21 protein-coding genes and 1 pseudogene are annotated in these 19,911 nt (G+C 68.2%); 12 read left to right on the top strand and 10 right to left on the bottom strand.

Annotated elements, in window-relative coordinates; genetic code table 11:
• The first annotated feature begins 1 nt into the window (after position 1).
• The 5 genes and pseudogenes from CW348_RS02665 to CW348_RS02685 all read left to right on the top strand — a co-directional run.
• A complete protein-coding gene (locus CW348_RS02665; RefSeq protein WP_011290574.1) occupies positions 2-754 on the top strand; it encodes a type II secretion system F family protein in 753 nt (250 codons plus the stop codon).
• Positions 755-766: 12 nt separating this feature from the next.
• On the top strand, positions 767-1,507 hold the full coding sequence (locus tag CW348_RS02670; RefSeq protein ID WP_016188021.1) for a type II secretion system F family protein: 741 nt from the start codon (positions 767-769) through the stop codon (positions 1,505-1,507).
• A gap of 134 nt (positions 1,508-1,641) precedes the next feature.
• Positions 1,642-1,848 carry a DUF4244 domain-containing protein gene (locus tag CW348_RS02675; RefSeq protein WP_011290572.1) on the top strand — a complete coding sequence of 69 codons (207 nt, stop codon included), beginning with the start codon at positions 1,642-1,644 and terminating at the stop codon, positions 1,846-1,848.
• Positions 1,841-2,296 carry a TadE family type IV pilus minor pilin gene (locus CW348_RS02680; RefSeq protein WP_227480976.1) on the top strand — a complete coding sequence of 152 codons (456 nt, stop codon included), beginning with the start codon at positions 1,841-1,843 and terminating at the stop codon, positions 2,294-2,296. The genes CW348_RS02675 and CW348_RS02680 overlap by 8 nt, the downstream gene beginning before the upstream one ends.
• 37 nt (positions 2,297-2,333) lie before the next feature.
• Positions 2,334-2,552, top strand: a pseudogene (locus tag CW348_RS02685) (Rv3654c family TadE-like protein); the annotation flags it as partial.
• Between the two features lie 96 nt (positions 2,553-2,648).
• Here CW348_RS02685 and CW348_RS02690 read toward each other — a convergent pair.
• Complete coding sequence (locus CW348_RS02690; protein WP_104612927.1) at positions 2,649-4,934, bottom strand: DEAD/DEAH box helicase; 2,286 nt, start codon at positions 4,932-4,934, stop codon at positions 2,649-2,651.
• 222 nt (positions 4,935-5,156) lie between these two features.
• Between CW348_RS02690 and CW348_RS02695 the strand changes: the two genes are divergently transcribed.
• Together CW348_RS02695 and CW348_RS02700 are read left to right on the top strand one after the other, a co-directional pair.
• Positions 5,157-5,510, top strand: a complete 354-nt coding sequence (locus CW348_RS02695) for an STAS domain-containing protein (RefSeq protein WP_011290569.1) — start codon at positions 5,157-5,159, stop codon at positions 5,508-5,510.
• A gap of 7 nt (positions 5,511-5,517) precedes the next feature.
• Entirely contained in the window at positions 5,518-6,063 is a 546-nt protein-coding gene (locus CW348_RS02700) for an ATP-binding protein (RefSeq protein WP_011290568.1), read from the top strand.
• Between the two features lie 99 nt (positions 6,064-6,162).
• Here the strand turns inward: CW348_RS02700 and CW348_RS02705 are convergent, their stop codons facing one another.
• Genes CW348_RS02705 through nth form a run of 3 tightly spaced genes read right to left on the bottom strand, consistent with a single transcriptional unit; the run spans position 6,163 to position 8,710 of the window.
• Complete coding sequence (locus CW348_RS02705; protein WP_016188019.1) at positions 6,163-7,341, bottom strand: MarP family serine protease; 1,179 nt, start codon at positions 7,339-7,341, stop codon at positions 6,163-6,165.
• A 32-nt stretch (positions 7,342-7,373) separates the two neighbouring features.
• Positions 7,374-8,039 (bottom strand): CoA pyrophosphatase, encoded by a 666-nt coding sequence (locus CW348_RS02710; protein WP_011290566.1) that lies wholly within the window; start codon positions 8,037-8,039, stop codon positions 7,374-7,376.
• Entirely contained in the window at positions 8,036-8,710 is a 675-nt protein-coding gene (gene nth, locus CW348_RS02715) for an endonuclease III (protein WP_081430380.1), read from the bottom strand. The genes CW348_RS02710 and nth overlap by 4 nt, the downstream gene beginning before the upstream one ends.
• A gap of 363 nt (positions 8,711-9,073) precedes the next feature.
• On the opposite strand from nth, the gene CW348_RS02720 reads away from it, so the two are divergent.
• A complete protein-coding gene (locus CW348_RS02720; protein ID WP_011290564.1) occupies positions 9,074-9,760 on the top strand; it encodes a Crp/Fnr family transcriptional regulator in 687 nt (228 codons plus the stop codon).
• A gap of 168 nt (positions 9,761-9,928) precedes the next feature.
• Here the strand turns inward: CW348_RS02720 and CW348_RS02725 are convergent, their stop codons facing one another.
• The 4 genes from CW348_RS02725 to CW348_RS02740 are packed head-to-tail and all read right to left on the bottom strand — an operon-like array spanning position 9,929 to position 12,399.
• On the bottom strand, positions 9,929-10,744 hold the full coding sequence (locus CW348_RS02725; RefSeq protein WP_038043041.1) for an MBL fold metallo-hydrolase: 816 nt from the start codon (positions 10,742-10,744) through the stop codon (positions 9,929-9,931).
• 38 nt (positions 10,745-10,782) lie between these two features.
• Positions 10,783-11,715: an NUDIX domain-containing protein gene (locus CW348_RS02730; RefSeq protein ID WP_011290562.1), complete on the bottom strand. Its 933-nt coding sequence runs from the start codon at positions 11,713-11,715 to the stop codon at positions 10,783-10,785.
• Positions 11,716-11,761: 46 nt separating this feature from the next.
• Complete coding sequence (locus tag CW348_RS02735) at positions 11,762-12,229, bottom strand: RidA family protein (RefSeq protein ID WP_011290561.1); 468 nt, start codon at positions 12,227-12,229, stop codon at positions 11,762-11,764.
• Positions 12,226-12,399: a DUF4177 domain-containing protein gene (locus CW348_RS02740; protein WP_011290560.1), complete on the bottom strand. Its 174-nt coding sequence runs from the start codon at positions 12,397-12,399 to the stop codon at positions 12,226-12,228. Before CW348_RS02740 ends, CW348_RS02735 begins: the two co-directional genes overlap by 4 nt.
• A gap of 118 nt (positions 12,400-12,517) precedes the next feature.
• Here CW348_RS02740 and CW348_RS02745 point away from each other — a divergent pair, with 118 nt between their 5' ends.
• Both CW348_RS02745 and CW348_RS02750 read left to right on the top strand, forming a co-directional pair.
• Complete coding sequence (locus CW348_RS02745; RefSeq protein WP_041427540.1) at positions 12,518-13,531, top strand: ArsA-related P-loop ATPase; 1,014 nt, start codon at positions 12,518-12,520, stop codon at positions 13,529-13,531.
• Positions 13,528-14,667: an ArsA family ATPase gene (locus CW348_RS02750; RefSeq protein ID WP_011290558.1), complete on the top strand. Its 1,140-nt coding sequence runs from the start codon at positions 13,528-13,530 to the stop codon at positions 14,665-14,667. Before CW348_RS02745 ends, CW348_RS02750 begins: the two co-directional genes overlap by 4 nt.
• Positions 14,668-14,938: 271 nt before the next feature.
• On the opposite strand, the gene CW348_RS02755 is transcribed toward CW348_RS02750, so the two are convergent.
• The gene (locus CW348_RS02755) at positions 14,939-15,247 is read right to left on the bottom strand and encodes a WhiB family transcriptional regulator (protein WP_011290557.1); all 309 of its coding nucleotides are present in this window, start codon (positions 15,245-15,247) and stop codon (positions 14,939-14,941) included.
• 466 nt (positions 15,248-15,713) lie between these two features.
• Here CW348_RS02755 and CW348_RS02760 point away from each other — a divergent pair, with 466 nt between their 5' ends.
• The gene (locus CW348_RS02760; protein WP_011290556.1) at positions 15,714-18,119 is read left to right on the top strand and encodes a penicillin-binding protein; all 2,406 of its coding nucleotides are present in this window, start codon (positions 15,714-15,716) and stop codon (positions 18,117-18,119) included.
• Positions 18,120-18,196: 77 nt separating this feature from the next.
• Here CW348_RS02760 and CW348_RS02765 read toward each other — a convergent pair whose 3' ends face one another.
• A complete protein-coding gene (locus CW348_RS02765; protein ID WP_104612928.1) occupies positions 18,197-18,649 on the bottom strand; it encodes a GatB/YqeY domain-containing protein in 453 nt (150 codons plus the stop codon).
• A 168-nt stretch (positions 18,650-18,817) separates the two neighbouring features.
• Here CW348_RS02765 and CW348_RS02770 point away from each other — a divergent pair, with 168 nt between their 5' ends.
• A complete protein-coding gene (locus tag CW348_RS02770; RefSeq protein ID WP_287462678.1) occupies positions 18,818-19,753 on the top strand; it encodes a metallophosphoesterase in 936 nt (311 codons plus the stop codon).
• The last annotated feature ends 158 nt before the right edge of the window (positions 19,754-19,911 follow it).

Genomic DNA, 19,911 nt, shown 5'->3' on the forward strand with positions numbered 1-19,911 from the left:
CATGCTCGCCGACGGGATCGCCCGCTACGGGATGGTGGTGTGGACGGCCGGCTGGCTGGGCTGCGCCGTGGTGTGGGTACTGCCGTCCGCCGCCGAACTCCGGTTGCGGGCGCTCACCACGGCTCGCGCTCCGCGTCCTTCACTGCGTGCCCTGGCAGCAGTGGTGCGGCGCCGGTTGACGCACCGCCCCGGGCTGCTGGCGCGCCGCCGCCTGCGCGGCTGCGCTGACGTGTGCCGGGCTATCGCCGCGGAGCTCCGCTGCGGCAGCTCCCCGGGGAAGGCGCTCGCCGCCGCCCTCCGCGGCGCTGACCCGCTCATCGCGGCGGAACTCGCCGAAGCAGCAGTGCTCGCTGAAGCGGGACACGACCCGGTGCCTGCGCTGCGGGCTGCGTCCCGCCGTCCCGGCGGCACGGCATGGGCGAGCCTCGCGGTGTGCTGGCAGGTCGCTGCCTCGTCCGGCACCGGTGTAGCGGCGGTCGTGGAACGCCTCGCGGACGCGCTGGCACACCAGGATGCGCTCCACCGTGAACTCGACATCCACCTTGCGGGACCACGCACCACCGCGGTGCTGCTCGCCGGGCTTCCCATTGCCGGGCTGCTGATGGCGAGTGCGCTGGGTGGTGCTCCCCTCCTCTTCTTGTTCACCACACCGCTCGGATGGGGCTGCCTGTGCGCCGGGATCGCGCTCAACGCCGCGGGCGTGTGGTGGACCCGGCGTCTCGTCCACCGAGTGCTGCGCACCGCGGGAATGTGAACGGAGGCACCTGTGACGGGTCTCGATGTCGCTGTCATCGCGCTGGCCGCTGGAACGGGCGCGCTCGCGGTCGGAGACGGCCGGTCGCCCGCAGAACGGCGGCTCGCCGCCTTGTCGGCCCCTGCCCTACGCCGCCCACCCCGGCTTCTGCCCCGGCTTCCCCGCATGCTCGCCGCTGCTGCCGTACTCGCGGCCTGCTGGGCGCTGGGCGGGGCAGGACTCGGCTTGTTCGGGGGCGCACTCCTCGCCGGGTTCGTGGTGTGGCGGCGGAAACGGGCCGCAGCGTCCCCACCGTCCGCCGGGCGGGACACGGAGATCACGGCCGTGCTGCCCCTGGCCCTGGACCTGTTGGCGGCCGGGCTGCGCGCGGGAGCACACCCCACCGACATGGTGGCGGCGGTAGCCCAGGCTCTCGGCGGGCCGCTCGGTACCGCGCTGGACGGGGTGGCCCGGCAGTTACGGCTCGGCGCCGATCCGGCGCGCGCCTGGCAGAGTCTGCACGCCCCCGCAGAGCTGGCCGCGGTAGGCCGGGCCCTGGCCCGGGCAAGCCACACTGGCGCCCCACTGGCCGACGTGGTGGAGTCCCACGCCGCCGACTGCCGCCGTACCGCCCGCGCGACAGCCCTCGAGCTGGCCCACCGCACCGGGGTAGCCGTCGTCATCCCCCTGGGTGTGTGCTTTCTGCCCGCGTTCGTCCTCCTCGGCGTGGTGCCCCTGGCCGCGGGCCTCGTGTCTGGTCTGGTCCTTCCCTGACCGCCCAGCGGCCTTACCAGCGCCGGTCTCGAGTTATCCACAGCCGCGTCTTCCCCCGCCGCACGCCCCGTATCGCCCGGCCACGCTAAACGCTGTGTCGGGCTGTTACGCCCTCGCCTTGTACGGAGGTTCCTGTGTCTGCTGCTCCTGTTCTGCTGCTCCGCTGTCTTCTTCGGTCCGCTGGCCGCGGCCGCGACACCGGAATGGCCACATCCGAATACGCCCTCGTCACTGTGGCGGCCTGCGCGTTCGCCGCGGTCCTCTACGCCATTCTGACCAGCGCTGAGCTCCGCACCGCCCTCACCCGCATGGTCATCGACGCTCTCGGGATGGGTGGTTGAGCCGATGCGCCGCCCTCCCACGGCCCGTCCCACAGCCCCGGCACGCCAGGGCACCAGTGCCCTGTTCCGGGACCGGGGAGCGGTGACCGCGGAAACCGCGGTGGTGCTCCCCGGGCTGGCGCTGCTGCTGGGCGTCGCGCTCTGCTGTGTCCACGCCGCAGCAGCCCACGTGGCGTGCGTGGACGCTGCCCGGGTGGGGGCCCGCGCGCTCGCGCGCGGCGACGACGAGGCAGTCGTCCGCTCCCTTGTCGCCCAGGCCGGTCCCCCGGAGGCCACGGCGGAACTGTCCATGGCGGAAGGTTTCGCCCGGGTAGAGGTCACTGCCCCGGTCCGGATCATCCCCGGGCTGCCTCCGACAGTGCGGGTCAGCGGCACCGCCGCGATCCCCGCGGAACCCGAGGTGGATGCTCTAGCGGTGAGGAGTGCTGATGCGCCCTCCAGCCCTTGATCGCGGCTCCGGCACCGTGTGGGTGCTCACCTTCGCCATGCTGGTCTGGGCGTGCGTAGTCGCAATCGTCGTGGTGGCGAGCGTACGCGTGGACCGGCACCGGGCTGCTGCCGCCGCTGACCTCGCCGCCCTCGCCGGGGCGGAGCAGGCCGCCTCGGGGGCCGACCGGGCCTGCGCGGTGGCCCGCCGCACTGCGCACGCGAACCAGGCCCGGCTGGTCGACTGCACCGTGTCTGGGCTGACTGTTACGGTCACCGTAGCTGTGCCGGGCCGTATAGGACCAGCGCAGCTCACCGCAGTCTCCCGGGCTGGTCCGGTCGGCGCAGAGCACAAGGCTGTATCCCCGGCCTGGCTAGGCCGCTTCCAGCAGCGCGTCCAGGAGCCGGACCGCTCCCGGCTTGCTGAGCGGCTCGTTGCCGTTACCGCATTTGGGCGATTGGATGCAGGACGGGCACCCGGTAGCGCACTCGCAGGCCGCGATCGCGTCCCGTGTGGCGCGCAACCAGTCCCGCGCAGCGGCGTAGCCGCGTTCCGCGAACCCTGCGCCTCCCTCGTGCCCGTCGTAGACGAAGACGGTGAGCAGCCCGGTGTCGGGGTGCAGCGCAGTGGACACCCCGCCGATATCCCACCGGTCGCAGGTGGCGAACAGCGGCAGCAGGCCGATCGACGCGTGCTCGGCTGCGTGGGCGGCGCCGCGCAGCTCCACCCCTTCGTCCCGCAGCCGTTCCTCAGCGTCCGGACCGACCGTCCACCACACCGCCTGCGACTCCAGGACCCGCTCCGGCAGTTCCAGCGGACGCTCGTCCAGGACCGCCCCGGTGCGCAGGTCGCGTCTCAGATAGCTCACCACTTGGCGGGCCACCCGCACTTTCCCGAAGCACACTGTGGCTTCCCCCCACCGCTCCTCGCGCGCGGTGGTGAGGATGTCGATGTGGGTGACCTCCCGCGCCCAGGTGCTGTAGCCGGGGTCTTCGCCGCGCACCAAGGCGATTCCGCTCTCCAAGTCCAACGCGGAGACCACATAGCTGAACCCTTGGTGCAGGTAGACCGCGCCGGGATGCACGGCCGAGCTCGCCGTGGCCTCGTCCACGGAGCCCAGCAGCACGCCGCTGTCTTCGTCCACGATCTGGACCGGCGCCCCGCCCGACCCCCGGATATCGGCCAAGGTGGAGGCCCGTTCCCGACGCGTCCAAAACCAGCCTCGAGGGCGGCGGCGCAGCAGCCCTCGGCCCACCAGCTCGGCAACCACATCGGACGCGTTCGGACCGAAGATCGGCAGTTCTTCCGGGGCGAGCGGAAGTTCCTCGGCTGCGGCACACAAGTGCGGGGCGAGCACATAGGGGTTGTCCGGGTCCAGGACCGTCGCTTCCACGTCCTGCCCGAAGATCGCGTCGGGATGGTGGACCAGGTAGGTGTCGAGCGGATCGTCCCGTGCGACGAACACGGCCAACGCGTCACGGCCGCTCCGGCCGGCCCGCCCGGCCTGCTGCCACAGCGAGGCCCGCGTCCCCGGCCAGCCGGCGAGCACCACAGCGTCCAGTCCGCTCACGTCCACCCCCAACTCAAGCGCGTTGGTGGTGGCCAGTCCCAGCAGCTCCCCGGACCGCAGGCGCTGCTCCAGCCGCCGCCGGTCCTCAGCCAGGTAGCCGCCCCGGTACGCGGCTACGCGCCGGGCCAGCTCTGGGCGCCCCGCATCGGCCAGTGCCCGCTGCGCCGCCAGCGCAACCAGTTCAGCCGCCTGCCGGGACCGCACGAACACCAGAGTGGACACCTCATGGGACACCAGGTCAGCCAACAGTTCCGCGGCGACCGCTGTCGCCGTGCGCCGCAGGGGCGCCCCCTGCTCCCCGGTCTTCTCCGTCAGCTCCGGCTCCACGAGAGCGAACCGCAGCGAGGCGCGCGCCGAACCGTCCCCGGTGACCGCGAACACGGGAAGCCCGGTGAGCTGCTGCGCTGTCTCCGCCGGCGTCGCCGTGGTCGCCGACGCCAGGATGAACCGCGGCTCGGCACCGTAGCAGCCGCACACCCGCCGCAGCCGCCGCAGGATCTGCGCGACATGCGACCCGAACACTCCCCGATAGTGGTGGGCCTCATCCACCACGACATAGCTGAGCCGGCGCAGAAACCCCGCCCAGACCGGGTGGCGCGCCACGATCGAACGGTGCAGCATGTCAGGGTTGGTCAGCACGTAGTTGGCGTGCGCCCGGGCCCAGGACCGTTCTTCCATCGGGGTGTCGCCGTCGTAGACGGCAGCCCGCACCCCGGGCAGCGCCAGCTCCGCGAGTTTGCGCTCCTGGTCGGCGGCGAGTGCTTTGGTGGGAGCCAGGTAGAGCACGCTGCCGCCCTCGGCGATCGCCGCGGTGCACGGCAGCAGAAAACCCAACGACTTCCCGGAAGAGATGCCAGTGGCTATGATCACATTGCTGCCACTGTGAGCCAGGTTCGCTGCCCGCACCTGGTGCGACCAGGGCTTCGCTACACCTGACTTGACCATGCGTTCCACCACCGCAGGCGACGCCCAGCCCGGCCAGTCCTCCCTCACCCCGGGACTATTCGTCAGGCTTTCCACATGGGTCACCTGCGCGGTGCGGGTATGGTCACGCCGCAGCCGTTGGAGAACCGGCTCCCAACGGTTCACACCCGACACCCTCCACAGGATCGTGCGCCTTGGTTATTCGGGACCGCAGTTGATAGCTGAACGATTTCAGTGTGACATCTGGGGGTACGACTGGCGCTACGGCGTGGTTTTCTTGACTTTGCCATAGATACAACAGCCTGGCGTGATTGAATTTCGTCCGGAGAGGGTAACGCCCGGCAGAGGATCCCTCGCGAGTTTTCGCTGTTCGGTGCTGGAGGACCAGTGGACTTGAAGCTTGATCACCACACCCAAGACGACACCGAGGTCGTCGTCGTCGAAGGGGAAATCGACGTCTATACGGCGCCTCGCCTGCGAGAGCTCCTCATCGACCTGGTGAACAAGGGCCACCACCACCTCATCGTCAACATGGAGAAGGTGGAGTTCCTCGACTCGACCGGGCTCGGTGTGCTTGTGGGCGGTCTCAAGCGCGTGCGGGCCCACGACGGCACCCTGGACTTGGTCTGCACCCAGGAGCGGATCCTGAAGATCTTCCGGATCACCGGTCTGACCAAGGTCTTCGGTATCTACGAGTCGGTGCAGGAGGCCATCGACAAGCGCAAGTCGAAGCAGTCGTAAGCCAACGATGGCGGTTGTCCAACTCACGATTAGCGCGCTGCCCGCGCATGTCCGCACCGCCAGGCTCATGGCTACGGCCGTGGCCCGGCGGGCGGGTGTCAGCGAGTCGACCCTCGACGAGATTCGCCTGGCCGTGGGCGAGGCGTGCTCCCGCGCCGTGGAGGCTCATCGCACCCACTGCCCCGACCAGCCGATCAAGCTGGAGTTGATCGACAGTTCCGGCCCGACGGGACCCGGTGGCCCCTCAGGTCCCGATCGGATCAACGGCAGCCGTTCCGGCCGCTTCGAAGTGGTCGTTTCCGACCACGCCCCAGCCAAGGAGAACGGCGCTCCAGCGTTCAACGGTTTCGAGGGCGGGCCGCACGCTTCGCTCGGTGAATCCCTCACCTCAGGCGGGTTCGGCGGATTGTCACCTGATGTCGGCCTTGCCGTCATCCGCGGTTTGGCTGACGAGGTGAGTATCGAACCCAGCGAGAACGGCACGGTGATCCGCATGAGCTGGCCGTTGGCCAGTAACGAGGCGGACATCTCCGAGGCGCATGGACTCGACTGACGCCTTCCGCACGTCCACGGGCGTCTCATGGTGAGACGCCCGTAATTCCTTCCCCCGTCCCCTCAAGCACCACACAAATCCGCCATGGCAGCGGTGCGCCTAGTCGCATTCCTGAGTGGACACCGGCGTGGTAGCGCGGATTCCCGCTTCCGCGTTCGCGGCAACCTCTTCTGCGGTCAACACGTAACCGGTTTCTTCGTCATTGGTGGCGGCCGCGAACACCACCCCGTACACGGTTCCCCGGGGTGAGAGCAGCGGCCCCCCAGAGTTTCCCGGCTGGATCACCGCGCGCACCTGGTAGATTTCCCGGCTCACCTGCTGGGAGTGGTAGAAGTCGGGTCCCCGTGCGGTCTGCTCGGCGCGGATCCGGGCGGGGACCACGGTGAACCCGCTGTCCCGGGGGAAACCGGCGACGACCGCGTCGTCGCCTTTCTTCGCCTGCATTTCGAATTCCAGCGGCTCCAAGTCGAGACCGGGCACGGCGAGCACCGCAAGATCCTGTTGGGGGTCGTAGAGGACCACGATCGCCTCGTACTGGGTACCGTCCCGGGTGACGATCCGCAGCTCCTCTTCCACCCCGGCCACCACGTGCGCGTTCGTCATGACACGCTCGTGCGCGTAGACGAACCCGGTGCCTTCGACCCGACGCTGGCAGGAGGGCGCGTTCCCCAGCACTTTGACGACGCTCTGGCTTGCCCGCCGCAGCTCTTCAGTGTTGAGCACCGACGGGTCGGGTTCCGCGACCTCCGCGGGCTCGCTGGTGCCCAACCCGCTGAAGACCTGCGGGAAAGCGCTCTGGTCGACGATCCTGCGGAAGGTGGAAAACCAGGTCTGCGCCGGATCAGGCATGACCCGGTCCACCGTCCGCAGGATCCGCGAATTCTGCACCTGCTCGGTGACCAGAGGAATCATCGAGTTAGCGACGGCGCTCCCCACCAGCCAGGACACCAGCAGCACCGACAGGGTGCTCACCAGGGCCCCGCCCATGGCGTCGAGGATCCGCGCCGAGTTCCACGTGACCCGGTTGCGGATGAGCGCGCCCAGATAGGAAGTGAAGAACTGGCCGAGCGCGGCGAACAGGAACACCATCGCGATCGCGATGAGCGCCTGCTGCGTGGGGTTGGGGACGAACGCTTGGATGACCGGAGGCGCGCCGAGCGCAGCCAGGACTCCCCCGCCGATGAAGCCCACAAAACTCAGGACTCCGACAATGAACCCCTGCCGGTAGCCCGAGATCGCGAAGACGATAATGAGCACGACGAGGATCGCGTCCAGCACACCCGCTCCTCTCCGCTGTCCCCAAGGTTGTTTTAAGGTGTGCCGCCACCGTCTCGGGCCACGGGTCGGAACACGTCGATGACTTCCACATTCTGGTCACGCCACGGCCGTTCCCACCCGCCCAACACGAGCAGACGATCCAGTATCCCAGCGGTGAATCCCCACACCAGCATGCCGCGCACCCGGAACGCCGGGCCGGTGCGCCCGTTGGACAGCACTGTACGCACCCGGTTGGCCGGGTCGGCGAGCTCTGCGATGGGGACACGGGTCACCGAGGCGACTTCGTCTGTGTCGACGGCACGCACTTCAGAAGGGGTGTGCCACCACGCCAGCACAGGGGTGACGCGGAACCCTGTGGGAGGAATGTAGAACTCCGGCAGGGTGCCGAGCACGTGGACTCCGTCGCGGACCACCCCCGTTTCCTCTTCGGCTTCCCGCAAGGCACAGTCCACTGGCCCGGCGTCCTGCGGTTCGAGCGCCCCTCCGGGGAAGGCGGGCTGCCCCGAGTGGCGCCGCAGCCCCGTGTTGCGTTGGATGAGGAGTACGTCGGGCCCGGCTTCGCCTTCCCCGAACAGCAGCAGGACCGCGGAGCTGCGCCCACCGGAAGCTGGGGGCCGCATCTCGACGGGCACCGGCATCCGCTTCGCGGCCTCGGTCAGTGACAGCAGCCATTCCGGAGTAGTGATCTGCGGTCTCATGAGAACGGCCCCGTCCGTACCAGCCGCCGCGCGGTCTCCTCGTCCACCGGTCCTTCACCGTAGGAGGGGCACAGGTGCTGGAGTTCGCAGGCACCGCACGCGGGGCGGCGGGCATGGCAGACTCGGCGCCCGTGCCAGATGAGCCGGTGGGATAGCATCGTCCACTCCTCGGGCGGGAACAGGGCAGCGATCTCCTGTTCCACTTTCACCGGGTCGGTCTGCCGGGTCATCCCGAAGCGGCGCACAAGCCGTCCGAAGTGGGTGTCGACGGTGAGGCCGGGAACACCGAAGGCGTTGCCCAGCACCACGTTGGCGGTCTTGCGGCCCACACCCGGCAGTTTCACCAAGTCTTCCAACCGGTCGGGAACTTCTCCGCCGTGTTCGTCGCACAACCGCTGGCCAAGCGCGATGATGTTGCGCGCCTTGGTGCGGTAGAAGCCAGTGGAGCGGATGATGTTTTCGAGCTCCTCCTGGTTGGCCGAAGCATAGTCGGCTGCAGAGCGGTAGCGGGCGAACAACACGGGGGTCACCTTGTTGACCCTCCGGTCCGTGCACTGGGCCGACAGGATGGTGGCTACCAGGAGTTCGAGGGGGGTAGTGAAATCAAGCTCACAGTGCGCGTCGGGATACATTCGCGCCAATTCCCGGTTGATTTGTCGGGAACGTCTCATCAAAGCGAGGCGAGTCTCACCCGTGGGCGTGTCGCGCTCCGCTGCGGACGCGTCGCCGCTAGCACCGGGGGAGGAGGAAGCAGTGTATACGTTGCGGGACACTGTTCCAGCCTACGTATCTTTTCTGCTTCGTGCCCGGTCAGCGCGGGATTCCGCGACAGCCTCAGGCTGTGTTATCCGCGGTTTCCTCCCGGCACTCCAGCGGAGTCCGCAGCCACGCCCTCGAGAAACAACTAGGATCGAAGTGCTGACGTCGGCTGTGACGAGCTGCTCGTACCCCCGGTGGGGTCCACCAGGGAACACGCCGGTTTCACAGCTTGTGCGATGTGCGTCACACTGTTGACGGTCAGGCTGCGAGGAGGAATGGTGGACGAGACCAACGAGGTGCTGAGCAAGGCCCCCCTGTTCGAGGCGCTTGACGAAGAAGGCGCGGCCGCGCTGCGTTCTTCCATCACCGAGGTGCGACTCGGCCGGGGCCAGACACTCTTCTCCGAGGGAGACGAGGGTGACCGTCTCTACGTCATGCTCAGCGGAAAGGTCAAACTCACCCGCAAGTCCGCTGACGGCCGTGAGAACCTGCTGGCGGTTCTCGGCCCGGGCGAAATGCTGGGTGAGCTCTCCCTGTTCGACCCGGGACCGCGGACGGCCAGCGCGGTTGCGGTAACCGACGCTGTGTTGGCCGGGCTGGGCCACGACGACTTGCGGCCGTTCATCATGCGGCAGCCCGAGGTCGCCGTCCACCTGCTGAAGGCGCTGGCCACCCGACTGCGGCGGACCAACGACGTGGTGGCGGACCTGGTCTTCACCGACGTTCCCGGCCGTGTCGCCAAGGCCCTGCTCGACCTGGCGGAACGTTTCGGCAAGCAGAGCGAGGACGGGCTCCACGTCCACCACGACCTGACGCAAGAAGAGCTGGCCCAGTTCGTGGGCGCGTCACGCGAAACCGTCAACAAGGCGCTGGCCGAATTCGCGCTGCGCGGCTGGCTGCGGATCGAAGCCAAAGCCGTGGTCCTGCTCGACGTGGAACGGCTGCGTCGCCGCGCCCGCTGACTTCGACCCCGGTCCGACCGCCTCAGTCCCGCGGCGTCGGGCGGTCGGACCGTGCCGGACAACCATCCTCCGCGCAGTAGGAACACCGGTGAAGCGGCCGCTCCGCCGACCCCGGCACGTCGAGTGTGCTCGGCATGCCCGTGCCGCCCGGCCGCGCCGCGGGCAGGCTCAGTCCGCCAGAACCTCCACGGGAACGTCTCCGCGGTCCACGAGGTACCGCACCTGGGCGCGGACGGACGCTTCGGTCGCGGCACGCAGCGCGGGATCCACGTCCGCGTACACCCGGTCCACGATCTCGGCCAGCGTGTCCGCCCCGGCCGCCACCGCGTCACGGATCTGTCCTAGCCGCTCTTCGCGGTGCTGGATGTAAGAGTTCAGCTTCCGCAGCGGATCCGTGCAGACGGGCCCGTGCGCGGGCAGCAGGGCGCGGATGTTCGCGCTGTCCACCAGGTCACGCAGCCGAATCAGGGAATTCAAATAGTCGCCCAGGTCTCCGCCGTCTTCTCCGACGATCACCGTGGTGCCCCGCCCCAGCACGGTGTCCCCGGTGAGGACGACGTCGTCCGCAGGCAGGTGGAAGCTCACCGAGTCCGCGGTGTGCCCGGGCGTGCGCAGCACCCGTACCCGCAGTCCGTCTGCTTCGACCACTTCTCCGTCGTCGAGCCCGTCCCCGCTGATGCGATGCGCCGGATCGACCGCGCGCACACGGCAGCCGGTCAGCTCGGAGAAGTACCGTGCCCCCGCGGCGTGGTCGGCATGGCCGTGGGTGAGCAGGGCCTGGGTGACCTGGGATCCCTGCTCTTGCACCATGCGCGCAACACGCTCCAGGTGCCGTTCGTGATGGGGTCCGGGGTCGACCACCAGCACGTTGCGGGCGCCAGGCTCCCGCAGTATCCACGTGTTCGTTCCGTCGAGCGTCATCGGGCCGGGATTCGGGCAGAGAACGCAACTTGCGCGCAGCGTCCCGGAACCGTCGATCCTCATCGCACCTCTTTTCGCGGCATGCCCGACTAGGGGGTCCATCAGAACGGATAATCAACACCATCGGGAACGATCAGTGTGATTCCCCCCGCAGACTTCCGGAACTCCGGTTGCACCGGAACGATCTCCCGTTCCGCGGCCAACACCTCCTCAGGTGTGGCGTATCCGATGAGGCTCTTCAGGTTGGCCACCGTGGGCGGCAGCATCGCCAACTGCCCCGCCCGCCACTGCCGCACCGCCTCCTCCGGGGACATCCACGTGACATGGTCGGCTTCCCCGCCCACGTCGCGAGGCTGCTGGCCTTCCGGCAGGACCGCGACAAAGAACCTGGTGTCGTAGCGGCGCGGCTCCATCGCCGGGGTGATCCACCGCGCCCACGGACACAGTAGATCCGAGCGGAGCACCAGCCCTCGCCGGTCAAGCAGTTCCGCGAGCGACAGGGAACGGTTGAGCAGCGCCTGCCGGTCTTCCTCCCAGTCGTCCCCCCGCGTATCGGCTACCACTTCATTCTCGGAGGGACCGGCCAGCAGCACCCCGGACTCTTCAAAGGTTTCCCGTACCGCCGCGCAGACGAGGGCGCGCGCCAGTGCCTCGTCCGCCCCGAACGCGCGAGCCCACTCCCGGGGCGGCGGCCCGCTCCAGCGGATCGTGTGGTCGCTGTCCCGCGGATCCACCGACCCCCCGGGGAAGGCGTACATGCCCGGAGCGAACCGCATCGAAGCGACCCGCCGCAGCAGGTACACCTCGAGACCTCGATCTGCCTGACGCACCAGCAGCACGGTCGCGGCGTCCCGAGGCCGCACCGGAGTCACCCGCCCCGCGAGCACGTCCCACATGCGGGGAGTGATCTCGCCGCTGCCAAGGTGGCGGATGACCTCACCCTCCGAGAGAGTCGCTTCTTCGGAGGGAGACACGGGAGCGGAGGAAGGCTTCTCCTCTTCTTCCCGCCGGCATTCTGAATGGTTCGCTGACACGGAGCCTCCTCCCCGGGGGACGGTGACGTTGCCTGGTCGGACCGGACTAGTCGACCTCGACGATCACCTCAACCTCGACCGGGGCGTTCAACGGGAGCACGGCCACACCCACCGCGCTACGCGCATGCTTGCCGGCTTCGCCGAACACCTCGGTGAACAGTTCACTGGCCCCATTGATGACCTGCGGCTGGCCGGTGAACGACGGGTCGCTGGCCACGAATCCCACGACCTTGACCACGCGTTTCACCCGGGACAGCTCGCCCACCTCGGCTTTGATGGCGGCGATCGCGTTCAACGCGCACACCGCGGCCAGCTCCTTGGCCTGCTCCGGGTCGACGTCGGCCCCCACTTTGCCGGTCGCACGGAGCTCCCCGCCGACCACCGGAAGCTGCCCGGAGACGTAGACGTGGCTCCCGCTGCGCACGGTCGGCAGGTATGCGGCCACGGGAGGGACCACCTCGGGCAGGGTGTGCCCGAGCTCCGCCAATCGTGTCTCAGGGGTCTTCGTCGTCATTTCTTCTCGCGCTTCAGGTAGGCGACCAACTGCTGGTTGCGCGGGTCATCGCCGATCGTGGGGCCGGGGATCACCGTGACCAACTCCCACCCGTCTTCGCCCCAATTGTCCAGAATTTGCTTGGTTGCGTGCGACAACAACGGCACAGTCGCGTACTCCCACTTCGTCATGGCGCCAACCTTATAGCGACCGTTCCCCGCACGGCAGGGGTCCATGACCCTTACCAGCACCATCACTCCCGGCGGCGGCAGGGCGAGACCTCAACCCGCAGTGCATAGACTCCGTGGGGTGAGCTCACGCGATCGCGATTGGGACGGAGTCCGCCTCCACGTCGTCACCGGCAAAGGAGGCACCGGGAAAACCACCGTCGCCGCAGCACTCGCTCTAGCCCTGGCCGCGGAAGGCGGCAAAGTGCTGCTGGTGGAAGTTGAAGAACGGCACGGCATCGCCCCGCTCTTCGGCCTCGACTCGCTGTCCTATGCGGAACGCGAAATCGCCGCCGCCGACAACGGCGGCACGGTCTACGCGCTCGCCGTCGACGCTGAGGCAGCGCTCCTGGAATACCTGGAGATGTTCTACGGCCTGCGCCGGGTCGGCGGTGCACTCCGCCGCTTCGGCGTCATCGACTTCGCCACCACGATCGCGCCCGGCGCCCGCGACATCCTCCTGACCGGCAAAGTCACCGAAGCAGTGCGCCGCCGCACCCCGCAGAGTGCCCGGCACGACGGTCCCGGCCCGTACGTCTACGACGCCGTAGTGCTCGACGCCCCGCCCACCGGCCGCATCACTCGTTTCCTCAACGTCACCGCCGAAGTCTCCGGCCTGGCCCGGGTAGGCCCGGTCCGCGACCACGCCGCCCGGGTCATAGACGTCATCCGCTCCCCCGAAACCGTGGTGCACTTCGTCACCCTGCTCGAAGAAATGCCGGTCCAAGAATGCGTGGAGGGAATCGCGGAGGCACGCGACGCAGGACTGCATGTGGGAGGCATCCTGGTGAACATGGTCCGCCCCGCGCTGCTAGAGGACTCCGTGCTCGCCGCAGCGTCCCAAGGTGTCGTCGACGTCGCCGCGCTCACCCGCGGCCTTCAGGCCGCCAGCCTCCCCGACCCGTCCCGTCTCGCCCAGGAGCTGTCCAAAGAAATCGTGGAACACGCCCGGCACATGCGAGTAGCAGCCGAAGCCCGCAGCCGGCTCGCCGCAGCCGGACGCCCCTGCTACGACGTCCCTTTCCTCGACGACGGGGTCGACCTTGACGGCCTCCGCCGACTCGCCCGCGAACTACGCGACCAGGGGGCAGTGTGAACCCCACCCCTCCCCGCACCCTCGACGTGGACGACCTCCTCGACAACCCCGGCACCCGAATCGTGGTGTGCTGCGGCTCCGGAGGCGTCGGCAAGACCACCACGGCCGCGGCCCTGGCCTTGCGCGCCGCAGAACGCGGACGGCACACCGTGGTGATCACCGTGGACCCGGCCCGCCGACTCGCCCAATCCCTGGGACTGACCGAACTGGACAACACCCCGCGCCCGGTCCCCGGTGTCGCGGACAGCAACGGCGGATCACTGCACGCCATGATGCTGGACATGAAACGCACCTTCGACGAGACCGTCGAAGCGCACGCAGACCCCCAGCGGGCGGAGCAGATCCTCAACAACCCCTTCTACCAGTCCTTGTCGTCCAGCTTCGCGGGCACGCAGGAGTACATGGCGATGGAGAAGCTGGGCCAGTTGCGGCGTTCCGACGAATGGGACCTCATCGTCGTCGACACCCCGCCCAGCCGGTCCGCACTGGACTTCCTCGACGCCCCCAAACGGCTCGGCAGATTCCTCGACGGCCGCCTGGTCAGATTCCTGGGCACCCCCGCACGCGGCGGAGCCTTCCGCCTGCTCGGCGCAGGGTTCGGCCTGGTGACCGGGGTGATCACGAAGATCCTCGGCACCCAGCTCCTCAAAGACGTGCAGTCCTTCATCGGCGCGTTCGACGCTGTCTTCGGCGGATTCCAGGAACGGGCCGAACAGACCTACCGGATCCTGCAAACCGAAGGCACCGCGTTCCTCGTCGTGGCCGCACCCGAGCTCGACGCGCTGCGGGAAGCCTCCTACTTCGTGGCACGGCTCTCCGCAGAACAGATGCCGCTGGCCGGCCTGGTCCTCAACCGCGTCCAACAGGTCCACGCCGACCTCTCAGCGGAACAAGGCTCGGCCGCGGCGGAGCTGCTCGAAGCAACCGGGGAGCATCCCCTCGCCGCCGCGGCACTCCGCCTGCATGCCGGACGGGTCCGACAGCGGAACCGGGAGCAGCGACTGCGCAACCGGTTCGCTGCGGACCATCCTGACGTTGCGATAGCGGAAGTCCCGGCCTACCCGGAAGACGTCCACGACCTGGACGCGCTCCGCGCGATCGGCCGGGCACTCGCTGGTGTGTCCACCGTGCCGTAACGGCCCGGTGCCCTCAGGAAGGGGCGGCTGCTCCCCTCGGTCGCGTGGACGCCGCGTCTCCTCTCACCACGTGTCCTCGACAAGAGCAGCCCCACCCCACACCCTCCCAATGAATGGTGGACGGACCTGTCCCGCGCTTGCACGGCTCCGTCCGGAAGACGGCTGGTTCCCCCGTCTTGCTCTGTCGCTGCCGAAAACCACCCTCCACGGTCTCCGGAACGTGCACCGGGGGCGCGGGCGGCCACGGGCTTCCTCCCTGCCCGTGGTGCCGTCAACCCTTGACGAACTGGTCCTTAGCAGCCCCGGACTGCTGGTAGTGCTGCCGGGCGTCTTCGAGCAGTGCCCGCCACGAGGTCACCTCGGGGCGGCGCCGCAGCAGAGCCCTCCGCTCGCGTTCGGTCATCCCTCCCCAGACACCGAACTCGATCCGGTTGTCCAGCGCGTCAGCCAGACACTCGGTGCGGACCGGGCACCCCCGGCAGATGAGTTTGGCCCGGTTCTGCGCGGCCCCCTGGACGAACAGCGAGTCGGGGTCGATCTCCCGACAGGCAGCACGCGCAGCCCAGTCTGTACTCCACATGTGCCCCACTCCCAAAGATCATCATGTGTTGTGTGCTGTGACAGAAGCCAGCCGACGGGCGCGGACATCGACTGGCACGGAGGAACAGAGACGACCTCTGCGGGCACACCGGATCGGCTCAACGGGTACGACGGGGTGCGGGGCCCGTATGAGATGTACCGTCTCTTGCATCTCCGCTGGTAAAGAAATTACGGTCCGCACCCCAAAGTCAACAGTCCCCATTAGGCCCATTTCTGATATAGCTCAGGTGGACCATTAAAGCTTTGAAAACTAGTCACCTAGTGACTACCCAGAGTAATAAAGTGCGTGTGGGCGGCGACCCTCCCCAAGTCCCTGATCATGGAAAGATGGGAATCAGGGCTCGCGGATCGACCACATCCGGAACCGACAACAACGCGAAGCCCACGGCGGTTCGTCGCTGTTTTCTCGTTTCCGAACGTAATCTGGACGGGTGGGTCAAGGGACATTGCTGCAGAAACTCGGTCAGTTGTTCGGGGTCTCGGTCGCTGCCGGAGTACTCGTGGCTGCGCTCGCCGCTCCCGCCCTCGGCGGTATCGGCATCGCTGCCCGCAACGTAGCGACCGGCTTCCTCAACATGCCCAGCGAGCTAGAGACCCCGCCGCCGCCCCAACGCTCGATCATCTACGACGCAGAAGGCGGCGTCATCGCTGAGGTGTACGACCGGAACCGGGAACTGGTAGAACTCGACCAGATCGCCCCGATCATGCAGCAGGCGATCATCGCCATCGAGGACAGCCGGTTCTACGAGCACGGCGGCCTCGACATCGTGGGCACCTTCCGCGCCGCCCTGCGCACCATCGCCGGGCGCACCCAAGGCGGCTCCTCCATCACCCAGCAGTACGTCAAAAACGTGCTGATCGAAAGCGCCACATCCCAGGCGGAACAAGAAGAAGCCCGCGAAACCACCCTGGGACGCAAGATCCGCGAACTGCGCTACGCCATCGCGCTCGAACAGCGGATGACCAAAGACGAAATCCTCGAGGGCTACCTCAACATCGCCTACTTCGGGGACGGCGCCTACGGTGCCGAGTCCGCGGCCCAGCACTTCTTCAGCGTCAGCGCCAGCGAACTCAACCTCAACCAGGCTGCCACCCTTGCCGGTCTCGTCCGCTACCCCGAGCTGTACAACCCCCGCCTCAACCCGGACCAGGCCCAAGAACGGCGCGACGTGGTCCTCGACCGGATGGTCGCCACCGGGGTGATCACCGAAGAAGAAGCCGAGAAGACCAAAGCGCAAGACCTGGAACTCGACATCTCCACGCCCAGCAACGGGTGCATGCCCAGCAAGCAGCCGTTCTTCTGCGACTACGTGATCCAGGAGATCGAGAAGAACGAAGCGTTCGGGGAGACCGAAACCGAACGCGCCCGCTGGCTGCGCACCGCAGGCCTGGAGATCTACACCACGCTCGACCCCGACATGCAGGAGGCTGGGCAGAAAGCCGTAGACAAGTGGGTGCCGCGCAAGAACGAAGCCCGCAAGGTCGCCGCCGAAGTCTTGATTGAACCCGGCACCGGGGAGATCCGGGCCATGGTGCAGAGCCGCAACTACGGCCCCGACGAAAGCAAACTCGGCGAAACCTCCATCAACTTCACAGCCAACGCCGACCGCGGCGGCAGCACCGGCTTCCAAGCCGGCTCCACCTTCAAAGCCATCACCCTGGCCGCGGCCCTCGAAAAAGGACTGCCGTACAGCACGTCCTTCACCTCGGGCAGCACCATCACTGTCACCGGCCAGAAGAACTGCGACGGCAACACTCTCGCCCCGTGGACAGTGAGCAACTCCAGCGAAAGCGGCGGCGCCGCCACCCACAACATGGTGTCGGGCACCAAAGGCTCGGTGAACACCTACTTCGCCCAACTGCAGAAACGGGTCGGCCTGTGCAACGTCATCAAAATGGCGGAAAAACTCGGCCTGACCCGGGCCGACGGCCAAAGCTACGACAACCCGCGCACCCAGGGGAACAACTCCTTCACCCTGGGCAGTGAGGAAGTCTCCCCGCTGAACGTGGCCGCCGCCTACGCGACCTTCGCCTCGCGGGGCATCTACTGCAAGCCGATGGCGATCACCAAGATCGTCGACCGCCAGGCCGGGCGCACCATCGAAATGGAACCGGAGTGCGAACGGCGCATCTCCAAAGATGTCGCCGACGGCGTGAACTACCTGCTCCAGCAGACCTTCAAAGGCGGCACCGCCACCGGACTGGGTATCGGCCGCCCTGCCGCCGGAAAGACGGGAACCACCGACAACTCGGCGAGCGCCTGGTTCGCGGGCTACACCCCGAACCTGGCCGGCGCCGTGTTCGTCGGCGACCCGCGCGGCCCCAACCAGTACCCGCTGCGGAACGTCACCCTCGGCGGACGCTACTACTCGGTGGTCTACGGCGCGACCATCCCCGGTCCGATCTGGCAGGAAACCATGCGGGAAGCCGTGAAGAAACTGGACGAGAAGAGCTTCGCACGGTCGCCCGCACGGTTCGGCTCCACCAGCGAACCCGCGCCGCCACGACGAGAGGACCCCACGGACGCCAACCCGGCTTCCAGCCCGGGAAGCGTACCCAACGTGGTTGGCATGTCCCGTGACCAAGCGGTAGCCGCCATCGAATCCGCCGGCTACCGGGCGAACGTGGCCGACCGGCGGCTGCCGTCCAGCCACCCGGAAGGCACCGTGGCCCTCGTCGAGCCTTCCGCGGGCTCCCGCCTCGCCGAAGGCTCCGTCGTCAACATCTTCCTGAGCCGCGGCCCCGCCGACAACGGCAACAGCAACGGCGGCAACGGCAACGGCGGCTGGGAATTCCCCGGCGGAGGCGGCTGGGAGCTCCCCGCCTTAGATGACCAGTGGGGCGCGTTCTAGCTAGTCCCAACTCACCACTGTGGCCCTCGAGCACTGGTGCTCGAGGGCCACACGCTTCCTCAGCCTGGGGACAAAAGTCACGACAACTGGCGGCGCACCTCGTCAGCGACCCGGCGGCCCTCAGCACGCCCCGCAACCCGGGGAGTGAGCAGCTTCATCACCGCGCCCATCCCCTTGACGTCGCTCACCCCGGCCTCCGCGATCGCCGCCCGAACCAGATCAGCCAGCTCTTCGTCGCTGAGCTGCTCCGGCAAATACTCGGACAGCACCTCGCCTTCGGCACGCTCGTCCGCTGCCCGGTCCGCGCGCCCACCCTGCTCGAAAGCCTCCGCGGCCTCGCGACGCTTCTTCACTTCCTTCGTGATCACCTTGATGATCTCGTCGTCGCTGAGCTCACGGGCGGACTTCCCCGACACCTCCTCGTTGGAGATCGCGGTGAGCAGCATGCGCAGCGCCCGAGTCCGCACAGCGTCCCGTGCCTTCATCGCAGCGGTAAGGTCGGTTTGCAGCCGGGTCTTTAGTTCGGACATGCCAGGGATGCTAGAGGCCCCTTCCGGGGAACTCCAGGCAATTTTTCCCATGTCGTCCACCACAGCCCAGCCGACAGCCCCACCCCCACCACGGTTTTCGCCACCACCGATACCCGCGTGACCGGCGCGCCGGAACCAGGCACTGCTGGGATCTGACACCATCGTTCCATGACAGGTTCAGCGGTGGTGAACACCACGGGCAGAGTGCTACGCCGGATCGGCACAGCAGCAGCGGTCACTGGCGCCCTCGGTGTCGCAGGACTCGTATACGCCTCGGTCGTGGAACGCAACTGGTTCCGGCTGCGCCACTACGAGATACCGATACTCGCCCCCGGCAGCGACCGGCTGCGTATCCTCCACCTCTCCGACGCGCACCTGACCCCCGGACGCCGCCTACTCATCGACTGGATCCGCAGCCTCGACGCCCACAACCCCGACCTGGTCGTCAACACCGGAGACTCCCTCGCCCACCCCCAAGCGGTCAAACCGTTCCTCGATGCGCTCGGCCCTCTCCTCGACCGGCCGGGCCTGTTCGTCTACGGCTCCAACGACCTGTTCTCCCCCCAGCCGAAAAACCCCGCCCGCTACCTGTGGCGCAGCAGCAAAGCCGACTACCGGAAACGCAAAATCCCCGACCTGCCGTGGCGGGAGCTCGGCGCAGCCATGCGCGAAGCAGGCTGGCTCGACCTCAACAACCAGAAAGGCCGCCTCACCGCAGGAAACCTGCGGATCGCCGCAGCCGGAATCCACGACTCCCACATCGGCCTCGACCGCTACGAGAAGATAGCCGGCCCCGCCGATCCCACCGCTGACGTACGCATCGGCGTCATGCACTCCCCAGAACCGCGGAACCTCGACCGGTTCACCGCCGACGGGTACGAACTCCTTCTCGCCGGGCACACCCACGGCGGCCAGATCTGCCTCCCCTTCTACGGCACCCTCGTCACCAACTGCGGTATCGACCGGGCCCGCGCCTGGGGACTCAGCCGGAACGGAACGTCGTGGCTCCACGTCTCCGGCGGGCTAGGCACCTCCCCCTACGCCCCGGTCCGCTTCTGCTGCCGCCCCGAAGCCGCCCTCTTGGACCTCCTCCCCCGCGCCTAACCCGCCCCGCAGTGCCATCCCCGTGGCGGCGGCCCCCCCCCCCCCCCCCCCCCCCCCCCGCCCCCCCCCCCCCCCCCGCCCCCCGCCCCCCCCCCCCCCCCCCCGCCCGCCCCCGCCCCCCCCCCCCCCCCCCCCACTCCACACCCGCCCCCCCCCCC

It is taken from the genome of Thermobifida sp. (genome assembly GCF_017577275.1).
Classification (GTDB): domain Bacteria; phylum Actinomycetota; class Actinomycetes; order Streptosporangiales; family Streptosporangiaceae; genus Thermobifida; species Thermobifida fusca.

Excerpts from the sequence above, each read along its gene's own strand:
- CW348_RS02665 (WP_011290574.1), top strand. The coding sequence starts at position 2 with ATGCTCGCCGACGGGATCGCCCGCTACGGGATGGTGGTGTGGACGGCC.
- CW348_RS02700 (WP_011290568.1), top strand. The coding sequence starts at position 5,518 with ATGGCGGTTGTCCAACTCACGATTAGCGCGCTGCCCGCGCATGTCCGC.
- CW348_RS02710 (WP_011290566.1), bottom strand. The coding sequence starts at position 8,039 with ATGAGACCGCAGATCACTACTCCGGAATGGCTGCTGTCACTGACCGAG.
- nth (WP_081430380.1), bottom strand. The coding sequence starts at position 8,710 with ATGAGACGTTCCCGACAAATCAACCGGGAATTGGCGCGAATGTATCCC.
- CW348_RS02720 (WP_011290564.1), top strand. The coding sequence starts at position 9,074 with ATGGTGGACGAGACCAACGAGGTGCTGAGCAAGGCCCCCCTGTTCGAG.
- CW348_RS02725 (WP_038043041.1), bottom strand. The coding sequence starts at position 10,744 with ATGAGGATCGACGGTTCCGGGACGCTGCGCGCAAGTTGCGTTCTCTGC.
- CW348_RS02735 (WP_011290561.1), bottom strand. The coding sequence starts at position 12,229 with ATGACGACGAAGACCCCTGAGACACGATTGGCGGAGCTCGGGCACACC.
- CW348_RS02740 (WP_011290560.1), bottom strand. The coding sequence starts at position 12,399 with ATGACGAAGTGGGAGTACGCGACTGTGCCGTTGTTGTCGCACGCAACC.
- CW348_RS02755 (WP_011290557.1), bottom strand. The coding sequence starts at position 15,247 with ATGTGGAGTACAGACTGGGCTGCGCGTGCTGCCTGTCGGGAGATCGAC.
- CW348_RS02765 (WP_104612928.1), bottom strand. The coding sequence starts at position 18,649 with ATGTCCGAACTAAAGACCCGGCTGCAAACCGACCTTACCGCTGCGATG.
- CW348_RS02770 (WP_287462678.1), top strand. The coding sequence starts at position 18,818 with ATGACAGGTTCAGCGGTGGTGAACACCACGGGCAGAGTGCTACGCCGG.